Source organism: Paenibacillus mucilaginosus 3016 (assembly GCF_000250655.1).
GTDB classification, from domain to species: domain Bacteria; phylum Bacillota; class Bacilli; order Paenibacillales; family NBRC-103111; genus Paenibacillus_G; species Paenibacillus_G mucilaginosus.
The window spans coordinates 2,393,742-2,410,988 of the sequence record NC_016935.1 but is presented as its reverse complement, the minus strand read 5'-3'; the positions used below and the strand labels follow the sequence as shown (position 1 = coordinate 2,410,988).

The following is a 17,247-nucleotide window of genomic DNA, read 5'->3' as shown; positions in this document are numbered from 1 at the left end:
GAATTACGACTGAATGCTTGCCTCTGCATAAAACCCTCTAGTTCTACCGTCAATGAACAAGTCGGAGGAAATCCGGAAAGAACCTTTCGCCCGAATGTCATGGGAAGAAGCCCCTATCATCACTTCGAATTCACCTGCCTCGATTTTCCATGCCATGTGGGTATCCAAGAAAGCAAATTGACTCGGATCCATGAGGAATTGGACCGTTCTTGTCTCGTTCGGCTGCAGCGGGACTCTAACGAAACCGGCCAGCTCTTGTACGGGACGAACAACACTCGCATAGTTGTCGCGTATGTAGAGCTGAACGACTTCCTCGCCGAATACCTCACCCGTATTCGTGACGTCAATTGTGACGATAACTTGCTCAGCAGGCTCATACGCTTCCTTGCTGACCGTCATGTTCGAATAACCGAAGGAGGTGTACGATAAGCCATGTCCAAAGTAATACCGGGGCTCGCGCGGGCAATCCAGATAACTCGTATATTCGTTCATAGTACCGACATGGTAGCTCGATCCATGATCGTGGTTGTAAAAAAGCGGGATTTGCCCGGCGTTGTAAGCGACCGAAACAGGCAATCTTCCCGCCGGATTATAATCGCCGAATAAGATGTCCGTCACGGCTTTCGCCCCGTATTGCCCGGGGTTCCAAGCTTCAATCATCGCGTCGATATGTTGGTCGGCCATGTCGCTCGAGATCGGTCTGCCGTCAAAATGAACCGCAACCGTCGGCTTCTTCAAAGCCGCCAATTTCCCGATGAAGCTTTCCTGGCATTCCGGAAGCCCAATATTCGTCGTATCGATGCCTTCGCCCGTTGTGCAGAACATGCCCCAGCCATGCTTCCCGCCTAACGTAAGGATGACCACATCCGCTTCCGCTGCTGCCGCCAATGCCTCATCGTGCATGGACGTATCGTTCCCGGCATAGGCGTAACCATAAGCGTAGGTCACTTCGGCACTCGGGCATTCCAGAGTAATCTGCTCCAGCAGGTGATGGCACGTCGGATAATGCTTTCTGACGAGCTCCTCCGTCTTCGCGCTCTCAACCTGGACAATGCTTCCTGGATACGTATAGTGATTCTTAGCCGCGCCGAACTCACTCGCACTCAGGTTTGAGATTTTTTCAAAATCCACGCCTGCCATCGTGTTCCCCACATTGTGCATGGCATCGAACAAGCTCGTATACGAATAGCCGCCGAACAAGGATCTCGTGGATGCCGCATGGTGGCCGATCACGGCGATCTTCTTCTGCGCGTTCCTTTTCAGCGGAAGAAGGCCATCATTCTTCAGCAGAACGATCGATTGACGTGCCGCTTCCAAGCTGGTTTCTTTATTGTTAGGGTCTGTATAAATCCGTTCCACGGCATCACTCGACATTGGATAAGGATTCTCGAACAACCCCAATTCAAACTTCGCGATCAATACGCGACGGACAGCTTGATCGAGAATCTCCATGGAGACCTTACCTTCACGAACACGCTGCATTAACTCTTCGTTATAGCAGTCTTTGGAAGGTAATTCCACATCCATGCCGGCCTTCAAAGACAATTCGCCGGCATCCGTCCGGGTCTCGCTAACCATATGCCTCGTATGAAGCTCCGCGATGGAGGTGTAGTCGGATACGACCATGCCGTCAAAGCCCATTTCCTCACGCAGGAATTCGGTGAGGTACCTTCGGGAGCCACCGACCGGTTCGCCATCGATGGAACTGTACGTATTCATGATCGATTTCATATTTGCAAGCGTCATGGCAGCCTGGAAGGGCTTCGCATATACCTCCCGGAGCATTCTTGGCGGAACCGGCGTTGCCGCAGCATGAATACCTCCCTGGGTCATATGGTAGCCGACAAAATGTTTGGCGCAGGCCAGCATCCCTTCTTTAAGGTCACCATCGTTTTGCAAACCCGACACATAAGCCGTTCCCATTGCCGCCGCCAATGCCGGGTCTTCCCCATACGTTTCACCAAAACGACCGAAGCGCGGATCACGGGCAATATCCAACACCGGGGCGAACGCATGCGAAACGCCGACGGCCCGGGCCTGCTTGCGAATAATAGTGGCCAGTTCCTTCTGAAGCCCGGGGTTCCAGGTGGAGGCTTGTCCGATTCCCGGCGGGAAGCTTGTCGCTTCCGGGAGCAGCGCACCCGCCAACGTTTCCAGGTGAAAAATAGCAGGAATGCGGTGTTCGCTTAATTCCATCATTTTGTCCTGGATGCGGGTGACCTTTTCCACAACGGACTCTTTGTTCTCCAACTCGCCGGCGAATAACATAACGACTTCCCCGGCGCCTTGGGGGTAGTTCTTCTCCAGCTTCTCAATCGACCCTTTATCCGGCATATAGCCGACAATCTGGCCCATTTTTTCTTCGATACTCATCCTCTGCAACAAATCATTCGCACGCTCTTGAGCTGACAGGGAAGAATCCAAATAATTGAGCGTTGTTCTGTTCATGCGTATCCTCCACTCCTGCCTCAGTCAATTCATGACTATTCGTAATCCTCTATGTTCCATTCTTCCTTCCAATCCAGGTAAGCCATATTCCCGTCGAAGCGGACCGGAAGCCATACATAATTGGAATGGCAAGTATCGAAATCAAGTGATACGGGCAGCTTGTCTTCCTCTTTCAATACATAGTCGATTTCCGGGTCGAAAATCGACTTATAAAGGTCGGCTGCGATGCGGGATTGCGTTCCATCCGCAAAACGATCCCCTACAAGCTCCGGAAGATTCGGTATCCATCGGTCCGCGAGCGCGATATACAGGTCTTTCTTGAACGGGTGCTTAAAGACGGACGTAATTTGCGAATTATAAGACGTGCGCGACCGGTCGTCAGGATGCGGATCCCCCAGAACCTCCCACGGGCCATGGAAGGTTTTCGCGCAGGCGACTTGGGATGGGTTCGGATGATAGCCGGTTGTTCCCGACGTAAATAAATAGTGCAGCCCTTTCCGATTGAAATAAGCCGGCGCTTCCCGCACGTAAGGAGGCTGGAGATTTGGAAAATGCGTAGAATAATAGCCGGTTACATCCGTATAATCGTCAGTCAAATCGGCGCAAATGAGTTCAGAGTGGACTCTTTCAAAGTAATAATAGGCCTTGCCGTCCTGAGCGACGACCAAATCGAAATCGCCGGCGCCCATGTTTAAAGGACGGATATCTTTTCGTACAACCGTGTAGGGACCAAGGATATGGTCCGCTGTTAAGATCGTCGACTTCTGCCCCTCCTGCCTCATGACTTTAATCCAACATACGAATTTCTGCGTCGACTGGCTAAAGATCATATGCGGCCTGTCCATATATTGTGCAGGATGCAGCGGCGAATCAATGTCGTCAACGTCCGGAGGAATGATGACGCCTTTGTCTTCCCAGTTGTATAAGTCTTTGGAGGCGTAGCATCTGACGCCCCAGTGCCAAATCCCGCTGCCAGCCTTTGTCTTTTCTTTGTTTTCCCCATACCAATAGAATGTATCGCCTACGGTAATAATAGATCCGCCATGGGCCTGAATTCGTTTGCCCTCGGTGTCCAGCCATACCTGGCCCGGTCTGATCGAATGGTATCTCATCGACTAGCTCCTTCGTTGTAACCATCTTTGGGATTTCTCTGAATATGCTATTCTTTCACGCTGCCGAGCACGATCCCGCTCATAAAGAAGCGCTGCAGGAACGGGTACACGAGCAGAATCGGCAGCGAACCGAGGAAGATCTGCGCCGACTTAAAGGTGCGGTCGCTGATTTTCGACAACTCCGCTATCGTTTCAAGACTGGCGTTATTGAAATTCTGCTGGATCACTACGGTTTGCAGGTAACTCTGCAGCGGGTAATTTTCCGGCGAGTTCATGAAAATAAGACCGTCGAACCAGGAATTCCAGTGGAATACCATGGTGAACAGCGTAATGGTAGCCAGCGCCGGAGCGGATAACGGCACATACACTTTCCAGAGCGTCGTCCAGTGGCCGGCACCATCCATAAAGGCTGCTTCTTCCAATTCCTTCGGCAGGCCCCTAAAGAAATTAAGCAAGAGGATCATGTTAAAAATCGGCACCGCTTGCGGCAGGACGAGTGCCCATACGGTGTCAAGGATTCCGGTGTACTTCACCATCATATACAACGGAATCAGCCCGCCGTTAAAAAGCATCGTAAACACAAACACCCAAGCGTAGACCGTCCGTCCCCGGAATTTATTTACCTCTTTCGACAGGGGGTAAGCGACGAGGATCGTCAGCAACATATTGACCGTCAGGCCGACGGCGACGCGTTGGATCGTCATCAGGATGGAATCAAAAAACGCTTCTTTACCCAGGACGTACTTATACGATTCAAGTGTGAATTCCACCGGCCAAAGCTTCACATAGCCGGCGGCAGCCGCAGAACTTGAACTGAACGATACAGCCAGCACATGAATAAGCGGTAATATGCACAGGGCCGACAAGAGCGCCAGGAACATGTAATTAAACCCTATAAACATCTTACGGCTCAGCGTATAGCGTTCTACCATGATTGTTCCTCCCCTCTCCCTCTTAGAAGATTCTGTAGTTGGCGAAACGGTAGGCAAGGAAGTAAGACGCCGAAAGCAGAATCAAAGAAACGACGGATTTAAAGAGACCAACCGCTGTCGCTACTCCGTACTGTGCATCGACAATGCCGATCCGGTAAACGAATGTGTCGATAATGTCGCCTGTCTCATACACTTGAGGACTATACAAATTGTATACCTGATCGAAACCGGCATTGAGGACCTGGCCCAAAGCCAGCGTTGCTGTCAAAATAATGATCGGCGCCATACCTGGCAGAGTCACATACAGCGTCTGCTTCCACCGATTCGCGCCGTCAATTACCGCCGCTTCGTATAACGTCGGATTAATGCCGGTCAGCGCAGCCAAATAGACGATGGTATTAAATCCGAATTCCTTCCACACATCCGATGTGACCAGAACGGAGCGGAACCAGTCGTTGCTGCCCAAGAAATAGATCGAATCCAATCCGAGCCCGTTCAACATTTGATTAACGAGTCCGTATGTAGGAGACAAAATATCGATCAGAACCCCTCCGAGTATGATCCAAGACAAAAAGTGCGGCAGATAAATCAAGGTCTGAACCGTTCGCTTGAACAGCTCCTTGCGAATCTCGTTAAGGAGCAAAGCAACCACAACCGGAACGATCAACCCGACCACGATCTTCATTACGGCAATGATAAGCGTATTCCAGATGATCTGGAAGGATCCGGGCAAGGCCATAACATAACGGATGTTATCAAGGCCGTTCCACTCGGAATCGAAAATGCCTCGTGCAGGGTTGAAATCCTGGAAGGCGATGACGGCTCCGAGCATAGGGCCGTAGCTGTAGACGAGAATCAAGATCAGCCCTGGCAAAATCATCAGATGCAAGGGCAGTTGAAACATCCATGCGCGTTTTTTCCCCGGCTTAGCCACCGAATCCAAGATGGCTATTCGATCTTCTGTCATTTTATTCAACACGGCGGATCTTCCTTTCTTGCCCATAGGGCCGAATTCTGCCCCCCGGTGAGGACAGAATCCAGACTTATCTTCCACTATTTGGAGTTCATCAATGTATTGACTTCCTTCGTCATTGCATCTCCTCCGAGCTTCTTCCAGTTCTCTACGAACTTATCGAAGCTGTCGAGCGATTCACCGAGAATGATATTGGTAAATGTCTGGAGTTCCAGCTTAAGCAGCGTCGAGTCCCGCTTTACCATCGTCTCTGTCATGACCTGATTAAATGCGCTTGGAAGAAGCTGGCCGTTCTTTTCATAATTGTCAATTAAGCTGAAGGAAGAGTTCTCCGGACTGAATACGCGGTTTAACGCCCAATCGATCGTCTCCAGCTTCTCACCGTTCACTAACTTCTTGACGCTGCGATAAGCGCCCATCTGCTCGATCGTGATTGCCGATTCGTTCTTCTTGCCTTGGATGACCTCTTTCACGATCCGATGTGTATTCAGGTTTTTCTCCGGCTCGGCCGTATAGATGGAGTACATCCAACGCTCAATCCCGTCTTCAGGACTGGTGCTTAACCGATTGACTTCTTCCTGGGTATAAGATGTACCGTAAGAGACTTCATGAAACAGGTTAATCATCTTGATCAGCGCTTCCGGATGCTTAGCATCTTTGGTTACCGCAAGATATTGCGGCGTTTTGAGATTGATCCCCGGCACTTGCGCTTTAACCGGCTGTCCGTCGATGGACACGAGAGGGAACGGCCTTAGATCCGCATTCGGATCGTTGCTCTTGAGATCTTGCAGGACGAGCGGAGCCGACATACTGCCAAACCACAAGCCAATCTTGCCGCCGACGACTAACTCTTTCTCCTTGTTCCAATCTTTTACGCCGAATTCTGGGTCGATATACCCTTTTTTATACAACTCCTGCAGCTTGCCAAGCGCCGTCCTCACTTCCGGTTGAATGCTGCCGAAGACAATGCTGCCATCGTAGGATTTCACCCAATTCGCTTTTCCTTGTTGGCGCGGGTACGCGTGATAACTATTGAAGAACCCTTCCAGTCCATCGAAGAATCCGTACAGATCCTTATCCATGGCCATGCCGTACGTATCCTTCTTCCCGTTGCCGTCCGGATCCTGGTTCACAAATGCGTCCATGATCTTAAAGACATCGTCCATGGTCTTCGGTGCTTGAAGACCCAGCTTCTCCATCCAGTCAGCGCGGATCCAAATCATCTGCGCTTGGTCGATCTTGGACGTAGGAGCCGGAATTGCAAGCAGTTTGCCATCCATGGTGGCCGATCCAAGCGCTTCGGGTCCTGAAGATGTCAGGACTCCTTTCGTTATTGGACTGGCGTACTTCTCGTAGATTTTTGTGAGGTCTGCCAGTTTACCCGCATCCGCTAATTGCCGCAGCTGCGAGGAATTGAGCGGAACGATATCGGGAAGATCTCCAGATGCTATAGAGACATTCATCTTCTGCTCACCTTGACCGCCAGGCTCATCTCCGACTATGGACCATTTGTTTTTTAGCTTAATGCCAAGCTTATTCGCATATTCCTGATACCAAACGTTATTGTCAATCGTTTCTCCATTGACGAATTTCACCGAGGGACTGAGAATACGTACCGTCGATACTTCAACAGGCTCCGCGTACTTCCCAAGATACAGATCTTCCGGATTCGCAGATTCCGCTGCAGGAGCTGCCTCGGTATTGACATTCCCCTCTTTGCTTGCGTTATCCACAGATTCATTGTCAGAACTGCATGCGCTTACTGCTAAGCTAAGGATCAACAGACTGGATGCAGCCAACAACCCTCCACGTTTCTTCATGCTTGTCCCCCCCGGTTTTGTTTTTAAGAGATCTCTTGAATTAAGTATAGTAAAATGGCCTCCTCCCCGTATATTGCACTCTGTTTGTATTCTGTACTTTCGTTTACGAATTTTCGCTCGCCCGGATCATGTAGTACGGATAACAAAAGGGAAAGCCCAATATAGGCTTCCCCTTAAGGTTTTGAATATTGATGCAGACTAAATTCTGCTTCGGAATTCCTGCGGCGTAACGCCGACATGCTTCTTAAAAAACCGGGTAAAATACCCCGCCGTATCGAAGCCAACCGCTACCGCTACCTCCTGCACCTTCGCCTGGGATTCCGCAAGCAATGCTTTCGCACGCTCCACCCTCAGCTCCGTAATGTAGTCGGAAATGTTGCGTCCGGTATAGGTCTTGTACAGATTGGACAGATACGACGGATTCAGGTAGACGACGTCCGCCAGGAAGGCCAGCGAAAGATCTTTGTCCAGATGTTCCACGATGTAGCGGTTCAGCTTGTTGATCATACGTTCTGTCCGCTCATCCTGCTCTTGTTTCCCGTGCCGAATAAGATGGCAGCCCATCTCACTCAGGAACTGTACCGCTTGTTCCTTCGTCTTATGCGCGTTTACGTCAAGCAGCCTGCGGATTGTAGTCTCGGCATCCGCGTCATCACCGTAATCGTTGCGGTTCATATGATTCCATTGCTTGAGCAAAATGACGGCAACGGCGTAATACGTCTGCGCATAGACTGCGAATCTATTCGGCAAGCCTCGGAACAGCTCGTTCAGCAGCTCCACGAACAACGGCTTTTGCCCCATCTCGACGGCACTCTCGATTCTGGGTATGACCAGTGCAGGCGCCTCCGAAGCTGGAGTCGCATGTTCCTCCCCGCGGTAGAGGAGAATCATTTCTTGCCCATTGCCCAGACCCAGGATCAGGCTTTGCTTCAAGAGATGGAAGATTCTCGCGATATCCTCCCAGGCCGCTTGGCTTCCGTAGCTGATAAACGATACCGGTATATGCAGCAAGGCTCTGCACGTCTGCTGGATACTTTCCAGCGTGCCCTGAATATAAGCCGGCAATTCGTCCCACTGTGTTTCTCCGTCAAGCTTCGGCTGAAGTAGCCACACAAAATAGGAGCCGCTGAGCATGACGGGGAGCATGACGACGCGATCCAGATACTCCTCGGCAATATTTTGGACCGCGTATAAGAGCAGCGATTGATCGGACATGCTGTAGCGTTCGTCCCAATAGTCAACGCGGCCGCAGACGAGCATGACGGCCTCCTCGGCACGAAGTATCGTATCGAGCTCCCTTAAGCGCTCGGAGAGATTGGCAGTTGCTAGACCGCCTTGCTCCATGATAGCCGTAAACCATTCACGGCGCAGCATCGGCAGCAGCTCCTTCAACTGGCCTTTCGCCCGGATCAGGAGGTCCTCGTTATGGAGATCTTCCTGGATCGCGCTCGTTGCACGCCGAATGCTTTGGACGATCGCTTCATCGCCTTCGGTTTTCAGAATATAGTCAACGCCGCCGCTGCGCTGCGCTTGCTGGGCAGATTGGATATCGTTAACCCCCGTCAAGAAGATCACTTTGCAGCGCGGCCAGCGGGACTGTATCCATTGCTGCAGCTGCAGTCCGTCCATCTCCGGCATTCGAATGTCGCTCAAGACGATATCCATTTTCGTGCGGGTAAGCCAACCCATTGCTTCCGCTGCGGAATACGCCCGGTAAATATCCATGTCCATGTCCAGTTCATCCAGCAGCATCTCGTAGAGCCCGTCGACGGTAAACGGCTCGTCATCAACGATCAATAATCTATACATGGGGCTCAGCCTCCTTGTAAGGGAATCACAATTATAATTTGAAGTCCACCGAGCTCACCTTTGCTTAAATGCAAACCAGCCGTGCTGCCGAATTTGATCTGCAATCGTCTATGCACATTGATCATACCCGTTGTGACCGTAACGTCCTGCCGGCCGTTCAGCAGCGCTTGCAGACGGGCGATGATTGCTTCGTCGATCCCTCCACTGTCTTCCACGCGGATATGCAATTCAGATTCCCTCATGTGGAAATCGACTTCGAGCACCCCGCCCTTTGCTCTTTTCTCCAACGAATGAATAAAAGCGTTCTCGATAATCGGCTGAAGGATGAGCCGCGGTACAAGAAGCTGCTCTGCACCCTTCGGCACTTCCGCGAAACGAACCGTGATCCGATTAGAAAATCGAATCGACTGAATTTCCGTATAGGACTTCGAGTGAGCCGCTTCGCTTGCCAGCGTCACTTCCTCGACATCATCTCTGGTGATGAACTGGAAATATTCGCCGAGGTGCTTCGTCAGTCCCATAATCCTCTCGTTACCATCCTGCTTGGCCATGCGGTACAAAATAAAAAAGGTGTTGTATAAAAAATGAGGATTGATTTGAGACTGAAGATGCTTTAGCTCGGCTAGACGAATCCGATACTGCTGCTCGTACACTTCTTGGATCAACCGCTTAAGCTCCAGAATCATCGCATTCAACTGCCGGTATAGATAGCCGAATTCATCTTGAAACGGATAATCGACGGACACGTCGAATCGGCCTTGCTCGATTTTGCGGAACGAACGGACAAGCTGCATGAGCGGCCGGTGAATAATGCGGTACATGCTGAACGAGAAAGCGATGATAACCAATACGGAGACGCCATATAGGACAAATACCCAGTTTCGATACCGGTCGAGCGGTCTCTCGACCTTTTCGGAAGGTACCATCATCAACAGCTTGGTATTGTGAATTTCCGACTTTTTGATAGCCAGCAGATAATCCCGGTTGTCGATCGAGACTCTTCGGCTGCCTTCCTCCGCCATGTACAGCACATTCCTCGTTTCATTGTCCAATGCCGGGGCGCTTTCGCCTAATGACGACCATACCATTCTGTCGCTTGACAGAACGGCGATGCTGTCTTCCAGGGCAAACTGCTTGAGCTTTGCGGATATTTCCGCGCTGGAGATCTCGACGGCAATCAGAAAGAGCGGCCCATTGTCGATGTACCCATACGGCATCGTGATAAAGACACGGTTATCCCAGACCACAAAAGGAGAATCAAGCGGATTCGTCGGCTCGGACAGCGTCCGGAACATCTCTTCATTGAAATCGACAATCGAATTCGAGTTGGATGCCACAATCCTGTTCATCCTGGGAATGAAGACCATCGCATTCTCGATAAAAGCACTCGATCGACTGAGCAGGTCCATCTGCTGCTTTAGCCGAAGCACCGATCGGTTCCGTTCGATCACCGGCATCACCTCCGACGTCGTGCTGAGCTTCAGTAGGTCCTCGTCATTGACATACTCCCGCAAAAGCCGCATCGACCGGTCAAAGTCTCCGTCCAGAATGTCCATATACAACTCTACGCGCGAAGAGAGCGACCCCGCAATCTCTTGGCGGACGATATCCGCCCCGGCTTCGTTCATTTTCAGCCCTAAATAGAAAAGCGGCGTCAGCACCATCAGAAAGGTCAGCGCAATCTTAGGTAAAATGGGGATTGATCCTATTTTTTTGATCAAACGCATCTTTAACCCTTCCCTGAATTCATGTTGTGGTCGCATCGGGAGCGACTTCCATTATCATATCGAAATGATGATGAAAAGGGAAAGCCGTAAATAGGCTTTCCCTTGCGTATTTTCTGTTCCATCCCGTTCGATACCCGTTTTGCAGCCGACAGTTGAACTATGCTTGTATACCGTTTAATGGACGACGACTCGAACCCGGCCAAGATTTTGAATTAGCGCGAAAGGCGTCTTCGTGTCTCCTTCACGCTGGGCAGTCACTCGAATCGCCGGATCGTAAGTTCCCGGTTTGGTGTATTTGAATGTCATCGAGATATTAACCGTCTGCCGCGGAGCCCCGAACTTCCATGCCTTGAAATCGCCTGTCCCGTCGAAATCCCATTCGGTGGCCACAATCTTCCCGCTTCCATGCGGTACCTGAATCCGCGCGGTGAAGGTCACGGTCTGACCAGCCTTAACATCAATCTTCGCAGCACCGCCCACAGACAAATCCACAACCGGTTGAATACCATGGCGCACCGATGCCTTGTCCGGCACCTCAACCTGTCCGTCGACGACTTCATAGCTGGTCGAACGTGGAGGAGCCACGCCTTTCTCTACCCAAGCACTTACATCCCGAAGCGCTTGCTGAAGAATCCCATCATATTGCACAAGTCGTGGAGTACGGGCAGGGCTGATGTGATCCGCATTGTCGTTATACCACACCCGGAAGTTGTCAGCATAACGATCACCGAGCGCCTCTTTTACCCTGGCACTATACCAGTCGGCATTCCAAGGATAAGCATCCACATCGAACAGGTTGACAACCATAATTACTTTGGCGTGGATATGGCCATGGTAAGCAGCTCCGCCGGACACGCCCTGGGTGATAAGCGGTCCAATCTCCATGGTACGCTGCGGGTAAAACGGCGTACCGTCAGGTGCTCTGAACTGGTCCCAGGCCGTGTAGCTTTGCGCTTTCGGCACCTGGTGACGATGATAGGAGAGCGCAGCAAGGTACCATCGATTGTCTATTTTCAGCTTTGCGCCTGTTTCGATGGCGGATAATACATTCTCGGGGTTTCCTTTCCCGATGGTGAATACCTTCGTCGCCGCATCGAATGAACCTGACAGCTTCTGAGCCGTCGTCGTGCCGTCAGCTGCAAGGAGTGTATAGTCTAGCCAATACATTGGCGTCGAAACGGCAGGTACCTGATCAAGGGTCAGACTCGTCGTGTTGTTCTGTGCATCTCGCGTGACTTGCGTGACGATAGAGGTGGAGTCGACCTTCGATGAACGGAACAGCTCGCCTAATGCTGATGGCTCCGTACCCAGATACCCCGGTTTATTCCAGAAGTCCTCCACATAAGTTGGGTCTATGCCGCGAAGGACATTCAAAAAACCGAGCAATCCTTCAGTATCATGCAGCCCGAGCAAGTAATTGTAGTCTTCCCAGGCCCGCAGGGGTACACCCAGTTTCGTGACCTCCTGCAGAACCGTCTTTTCCATATCATTAAGCCCAGCGTACGGATTTCCGCTGCCTCCAGGGCTCACCGCCTCTGCGATTTGCTGCGCCTTCTTCTCTAATGCGAAACGCGCGAATGCCCGTATGAAGAAATTATTGGGAATCGAGGTTGGAACGCCTGTTATGTAAGGCACGGCACCATCCCATACCCCCTTACTGCCTTCTAAGGCACCAATGGTCTGATATGAGCCTCCGCTGCCACCGTAAATATATCCGTAGATCCGTCCGGACCAGCCGTAATACTTCGCTGCTGCCGTTCTGGAGAACTTGGCCGCGGCGGCATCGACCCGGTAACCGCCCCCTCCATTCGTCTGCACAGTGTAAGCTCCGCTGTCCGCACCGAAGCTGATATTCACATCGGCTACATTCTCATCCTGAAGCGGGTACACGTTTTGGAAGAATCGTCCGGTAAACTTGCTCTTCTCCGGGAAGTAGAAGGTGAACTTTTTGTCCGTCCCTTCAAAGTGGCCCGACACCTTACGATGCGGAACCGGTGCAGCCAGATCGGTCTCGCTGTCAATGACAGGCCGATTGTATAACGGATCTGCGCTGTCCGGCGTAACCATTGCGGATGCGTTTACATTTGTTGATGCTGTGCTGCCTACTGCAGCAGAGGCTCCAGTGTTTGTCATCAATAATGTGCTGAGCATGATCACTACCATAGCACTAGTTGAAGCTTTGCGACTTACGTTCTTCGAAGAAATCATACGACTATCCCCCGCCCTGTTGAATGTTGAATACGCTTTCTGAATTTAGTATATAGGGGGAGGAATGAAAGGAATATTAGACTTTGTTTGGATTCTGGACTTTCGTTTGTGAGTTCGTCTTTTTCCATGGCGTCATTGGGATGATTTTATTATTAACCCTGAAAAAATAGGATTCTTGAGCAGTTCTGGATTTCATAATAGATCCCTCCAAATGTTCGGAAAAACACTCATCCAGCGACTAATAAACGTCAATAAGGCGATACCCTGTCCGAAAAAGGACAGACTTCGTCACTCGATGAGTGGTTCTACTAAGAACAGATCTCCTTGTATTTCTCCCACAACCACTTTGTATCATGGTCTGTCCCCTGGAAAGAGACAGACCATGACATCACGCCATAAAAAACGACTCTCTTTTATAAATCCATCCCTCGTATACACCGCAAGTCAAGCCATTCGGAATCCTTCCGCACTCAGCCGTGTATGCATTAAGATGAATGTCGCCGCCGAATGTGCCATCGACATGCCAATGTGCTTTAATCTTATCAACACCACAATATATGGGTTGAGATCGTTAGAGCATCGTATGGTTCTCAATCTGTGCGATTTTATGGCTAATGTTCCCGATAAAATAGGTACTCTGTGACTTACTCTCCTTTCGATGCAGAAGTGTCCCCGGTCGGCTCCTCGGCGGCCCTTCCTATTGGGAGTGAAGGTGCCCCTTCGACAAACTCACCAGCGTAGGAACGTTCGTGTAGCTCCGTGAGTGTTGCTCCCTCCTGCCATGCTTTCAAGAAGGTTTCCGGGTTTACCAAGACTCCGAGGGCTTCGAGAGGATTGGAATGTGTCTGGAGTGCGCGCATGGCTTCCAGACCCTTGCGTAAGTCGGGTCCATAGTTGTCTACTTGGAGTTCAAGGGCGTTGTTGTCAGGATCTCTGTAATAGAACGACGTATTCGGACCATGATTCATCACCATATCCGGCAGCAGACCCTTGTGCTTCAAACGCTGGTACGCCCGCATGAGATCGTCCAGGGTGTAGTTAAATGCTACATGATGCATGCCCGGGCCGGTGGGTACCTGGTTGGTGCACGTGGGATCGTGAAAGAGGACCAGACGATGGTGAGCCAGATCGAAGGTGTAAAACCCCACCATGCTCTCGACTTCGAGAGTCGGGTGGACACCGAGGAAGGCGCGATAGAACTCCCGCATCTCCAGAAATTGGGCAGTTTTAAACCCAATGTGATGCAGTTGCATAGGTGGAATACCTGGCGTATCGAGCCGGTCTTCCTTATTTGTTGGACTTCCCGCATTCTGATTTGTCATAGAACCTACTCCCTTTGCTTGTTTATTAGTTCTCATCAGCAGAAGCTACACTACCTTGGATAACTTCTATCCAGAATGAGATTTTTGCACCAGGACCTGGATTACTGCTGTTCGAAAGGCATAAGAACGTCCTTCAAACGCTCATCGAATGCAGCATGAAACGACGGAATTAATTCATCAATTCGTTGTTGAAATAATGTAGGGTCCTGAACACCAAGCTCCGATCTTACTTGTTGTTCTTCTGGCGAACCATTATCATTCAATATCATGGTCAGTATTTCAGCATTAAAAAATTTACTGGGAGGCAGTACTAGGGAAGTCATCAAGAACTGGGTTAGGAAAAAATTCTTGTTACCACTAGCTGCTAAGTCCATCGCCTTTTTTGTAAACAAGTCGATGTATTTCTGGGCAAATGTAACCCCCTTTAAGGGCGTTGCACCAACATGCTCGACACCCTTCCAACGCAAATCAGTAATGGAGCTTAGCCACCAAGCCGGTTCGATGGCTTCCTGCATCCGATGCAGCACGTGTCGCTCAAAATATGGCTGTGGATTGCGCCTCTGCTCTTCCAGACAATTTGCGACTATTTCTGCTTCAATTGCAGCCACCGTCATCCCTTGTCCATAAATGGGGTCAAAGTTGCAGAACGCATCTCCCAAAACAAGCAATCCCGACGGCCAATTCTCCATCTTCTCGAAATGCTGCCGAATAGATTCAGGTGTGCGATATCCGCGGGGGCCCTGCAAAGGTTCTAAATTACTAACAACCTTAGCAATTTCAGACGCATTTAGATTTTTTGAGTTCCTCCTGAAATTCATCCGGTTTAGCGGAAGGATAATTCTCACCCCCTGCGCTAAACAGTAATGTTCCGGCTATATTATCTTCAATGCGCAATAGCATACCAGTCATTTTTCCTTTAGCAGGTTGTGCCTCTGACACAACTGATCTCCATTGCTGTTCCATTTGCCGAGGAATTTTATAATACTGGGTACTATAGCCAAGAGATACCTTGAGCACCTCCGGATCCGGTACAGTATAGCCCAGCGAATTCAAACTTTTGATGACCTTTGAAGAGCGTCCAGCAGTATCGATAACCATGTCCGCCGTAAGCATACCTTCTTGTTTATTCTTGCTGCGCTTTTTTGTATAGATGCCAGTAATCGTCTTATGGTCTTCAGAAGACATTAAACCTATAACTTCTGTGTTGGTTAGGAAGTGAACGTTATGGATGTTTTGTAAACGGCGACGAAGCACCCATTCCAGCAGTGCCCTGCTGCTCGAAGCACTCACGATTGGGGGACGGAACACAAGTATACCGAACTGATTAACAAGTACCATCTCTTCGGCGTCTGAGGTATGAGCACCGTGCTCTATCAGCTCATGAGTATAACCAGGGAAGCAGCGCTCCAGAATCATGTGACCGCGTGGCAGTACACGATGAGGATGGAAAGACTGTGGAGTGCCTTGCCTAATGGCTGGTGCTGTCGGTAATTCATCGCGTTCAACAATATATACCTCCTTATAATACTCGGATAGCATTCTTGCCGTGATCAGTCCAGCGATTCCCGCCCCAATAACTACAGCTTTGTTCATGTACATCATGGCTGTTCTTTAAACATCTCCTTTCTCAATATAGAAATTGGAAAAATAACTGATTTCAAACCCATCATATGCAATCACTCACATTTATTCAAACGCATTTAAACTCATGAAACCATGGATTAGAATGAATGAAAAAAAGGCCAAGAGGTTAACGAGCATCGTTCCGAGCCATCCTCCGGAAATGCTCAATGATAACTTGGCGAAATTCCTTCGCAGCATTTGATAAATAGCGGCTGTGATGCCTCGATAGTCCAATTTGTCGTTCGCACACGGGTTCCTCTATTCGTAAGAATACAATATTCTCCACAGGCCAGAAGTGTAATGCAGATTCTGGTACAAAGGAAATGCCTAGTCCTGCTTGAACAAGAAGACCTAATGTAGCTGGTTCATCGCCTTCATACGCGTTTTGGGGTATGAAGCCAGCCTTCTCACAATGAAAGTCCATCAAGTCACGAATTCCATAACCTTTATTTAAACTGACAAACCGTTCTTCCTTAAGTTCGGATAAAGGAACTCGGTCTCTGTTTGCAAATCGATGGGTTGTCGGGACAATCAAATAAATCCGCTCTTGAAAAACGATATCACAAACCAGTTCACTTCCTTGAACGGGTGGGGAAGAACAACAAAAATCGATCTCCCCCTTCTTGACCCGAATTTCCATTTCATGGGTCCCCAGCTGTTGTACATGAAACTGGACATGTGGTCGAATTTCCCGAAATCGATGAAGGATATCCGGCAGCATGTAGGCTGTGTTGACAGCCAGCGACAATGTACTATAATCAGCCTTGGTCAGATCAACGATTTCACGTTTCCCTTCCTCCAATTCAAACAAAGCCCTCTCTACACGCGCAAGAAAAGAACGACCGAACTCATTTAACCGCAACTTTCTTCCACTTCTGTCAAATAACGAGACACCCAAGTCCTCTTCCAGCAATCGAATCGTCTTACTCAACGATGATTGCGTGACATGCAATACCCCCGCAGCTTCGGTCATATGTTCCAAACGAGCTACGGTACGAAAGTACTCGAGCTGAAGAAGTTCCAATGTTATGCACCTCACATTCTTTTTCATCAATCTTATTATAAAGGCAATTATGAGGATGAGCAGCCGTGACATGAGGGGAGCCATAATCGAGGGGAAGAAAATCCAAAAAAGCTCATGGTCTTCCCGCGGCGGAAAAAGATGAGCTCGAATAGGCCTTGCGTTACGCCGCCGATCCAATTCGAGAATCCGCCATCTTTGCCAAAACAAAACGAAGCAATATATATCCGCTCGGCACTTATGGAAGTCGCC

At 49.9% G+C, this 17,247-nt stretch carries 10 protein-coding genes and 1 pseudogene; all 11 read right to left on the bottom strand.

Translation table 11 applies throughout. The features are described 5' to 3' along the window. Positions 1-3 precede the first annotated feature (3 nt). Positions 4-2,448 (bottom strand): glycoside hydrolase family 3 N-terminal domain-containing protein, encoded by a 2,445-nt coding sequence (locus PM3016_RS10685; RefSeq protein WP_014369446.1) that lies wholly within the window; start codon positions 2,446-2,448, stop codon positions 4-6. 35 nt (positions 2,449-2,483) lie between these two features. Continuing rightward, a complete protein-coding gene (locus PM3016_RS10680; RefSeq protein WP_014369445.1) occupies positions 2,484-3,560 on the bottom strand; it encodes a family 43 glycosylhydrolase in 1,077 nt (358 codons plus the stop codon). Between the two features lie 47 nt (positions 3,561-3,607). Further along, entirely contained in the window at positions 3,608-4,492 is an 885-nt protein-coding gene (locus PM3016_RS10675) for a carbohydrate ABC transporter permease (RefSeq protein WP_014369444.1), read from the bottom strand. 22 nt (positions 4,493-4,514) lie between these two features. Then, on the bottom strand, positions 4,515-5,495 hold the full coding sequence (locus PM3016_RS10670) for an ABC transporter permease (protein WP_014650295.1): 981 nt from the start codon (positions 5,493-5,495) through the stop codon (positions 4,515-4,517). A gap of 50 nt (positions 5,496-5,545) precedes the next feature. Next, complete coding sequence (locus PM3016_RS10665; RefSeq protein ID WP_014369442.1) at positions 5,546-7,285, bottom strand: extracellular solute-binding protein; 1,740 nt, start codon at positions 7,283-7,285, stop codon at positions 5,546-5,548. Between the two features lie 198 nt (positions 7,286-7,483). Beyond that, entirely contained in the window at positions 7,484-9,094 is a 1,611-nt protein-coding gene (locus tag PM3016_RS10660) for a response regulator transcription factor (protein WP_014369441.1), read from the bottom strand. Positions 9,095-9,099: 5 nt separating this feature from the next. Then, complete coding sequence (locus PM3016_RS10655) at positions 9,100-10,821, bottom strand: sensor histidine kinase (RefSeq protein ID WP_014369440.1); 1,722 nt, start codon at positions 10,819-10,821, stop codon at positions 9,100-9,102. Between the two features lie 174 nt (positions 10,822-10,995). Next, positions 10,996-13,029 carry a PKD domain-containing protein gene (locus PM3016_RS10650; RefSeq protein ID WP_014369439.1) on the bottom strand — a complete coding sequence of 678 codons (2,034 nt, stop codon included), beginning with the start codon at positions 13,027-13,029 and terminating at the stop codon, positions 10,996-10,998. A 644-nt stretch (positions 13,030-13,673) separates the two neighbouring features. Next, the gene (locus PM3016_RS10645; RefSeq protein ID WP_013915558.1) at positions 13,674-14,351 is read right to left on the bottom strand and encodes a VOC family protein; all 678 of its coding nucleotides are present in this window, start codon (positions 14,349-14,351) and stop codon (positions 13,674-13,676) included. A 101-nt stretch (positions 14,352-14,452) separates the two neighbouring features. Beyond that, a pseudogene (locus PM3016_RS10640) lies at positions 14,453-15,953 on the bottom strand (FAD-dependent oxidoreductase). Positions 15,954-16,101: 148 nt separating this feature from the next. Beyond that, positions 16,102-16,998, bottom strand: coding sequence for a LysR family transcriptional regulator (locus PM3016_RS37255; protein ID WP_014369437.1), 897 nt, complete (start codon positions 16,996-16,998; stop codon positions 16,102-16,104). Between the last annotated feature and the right edge of the window lie 249 nt (positions 16,999-17,247).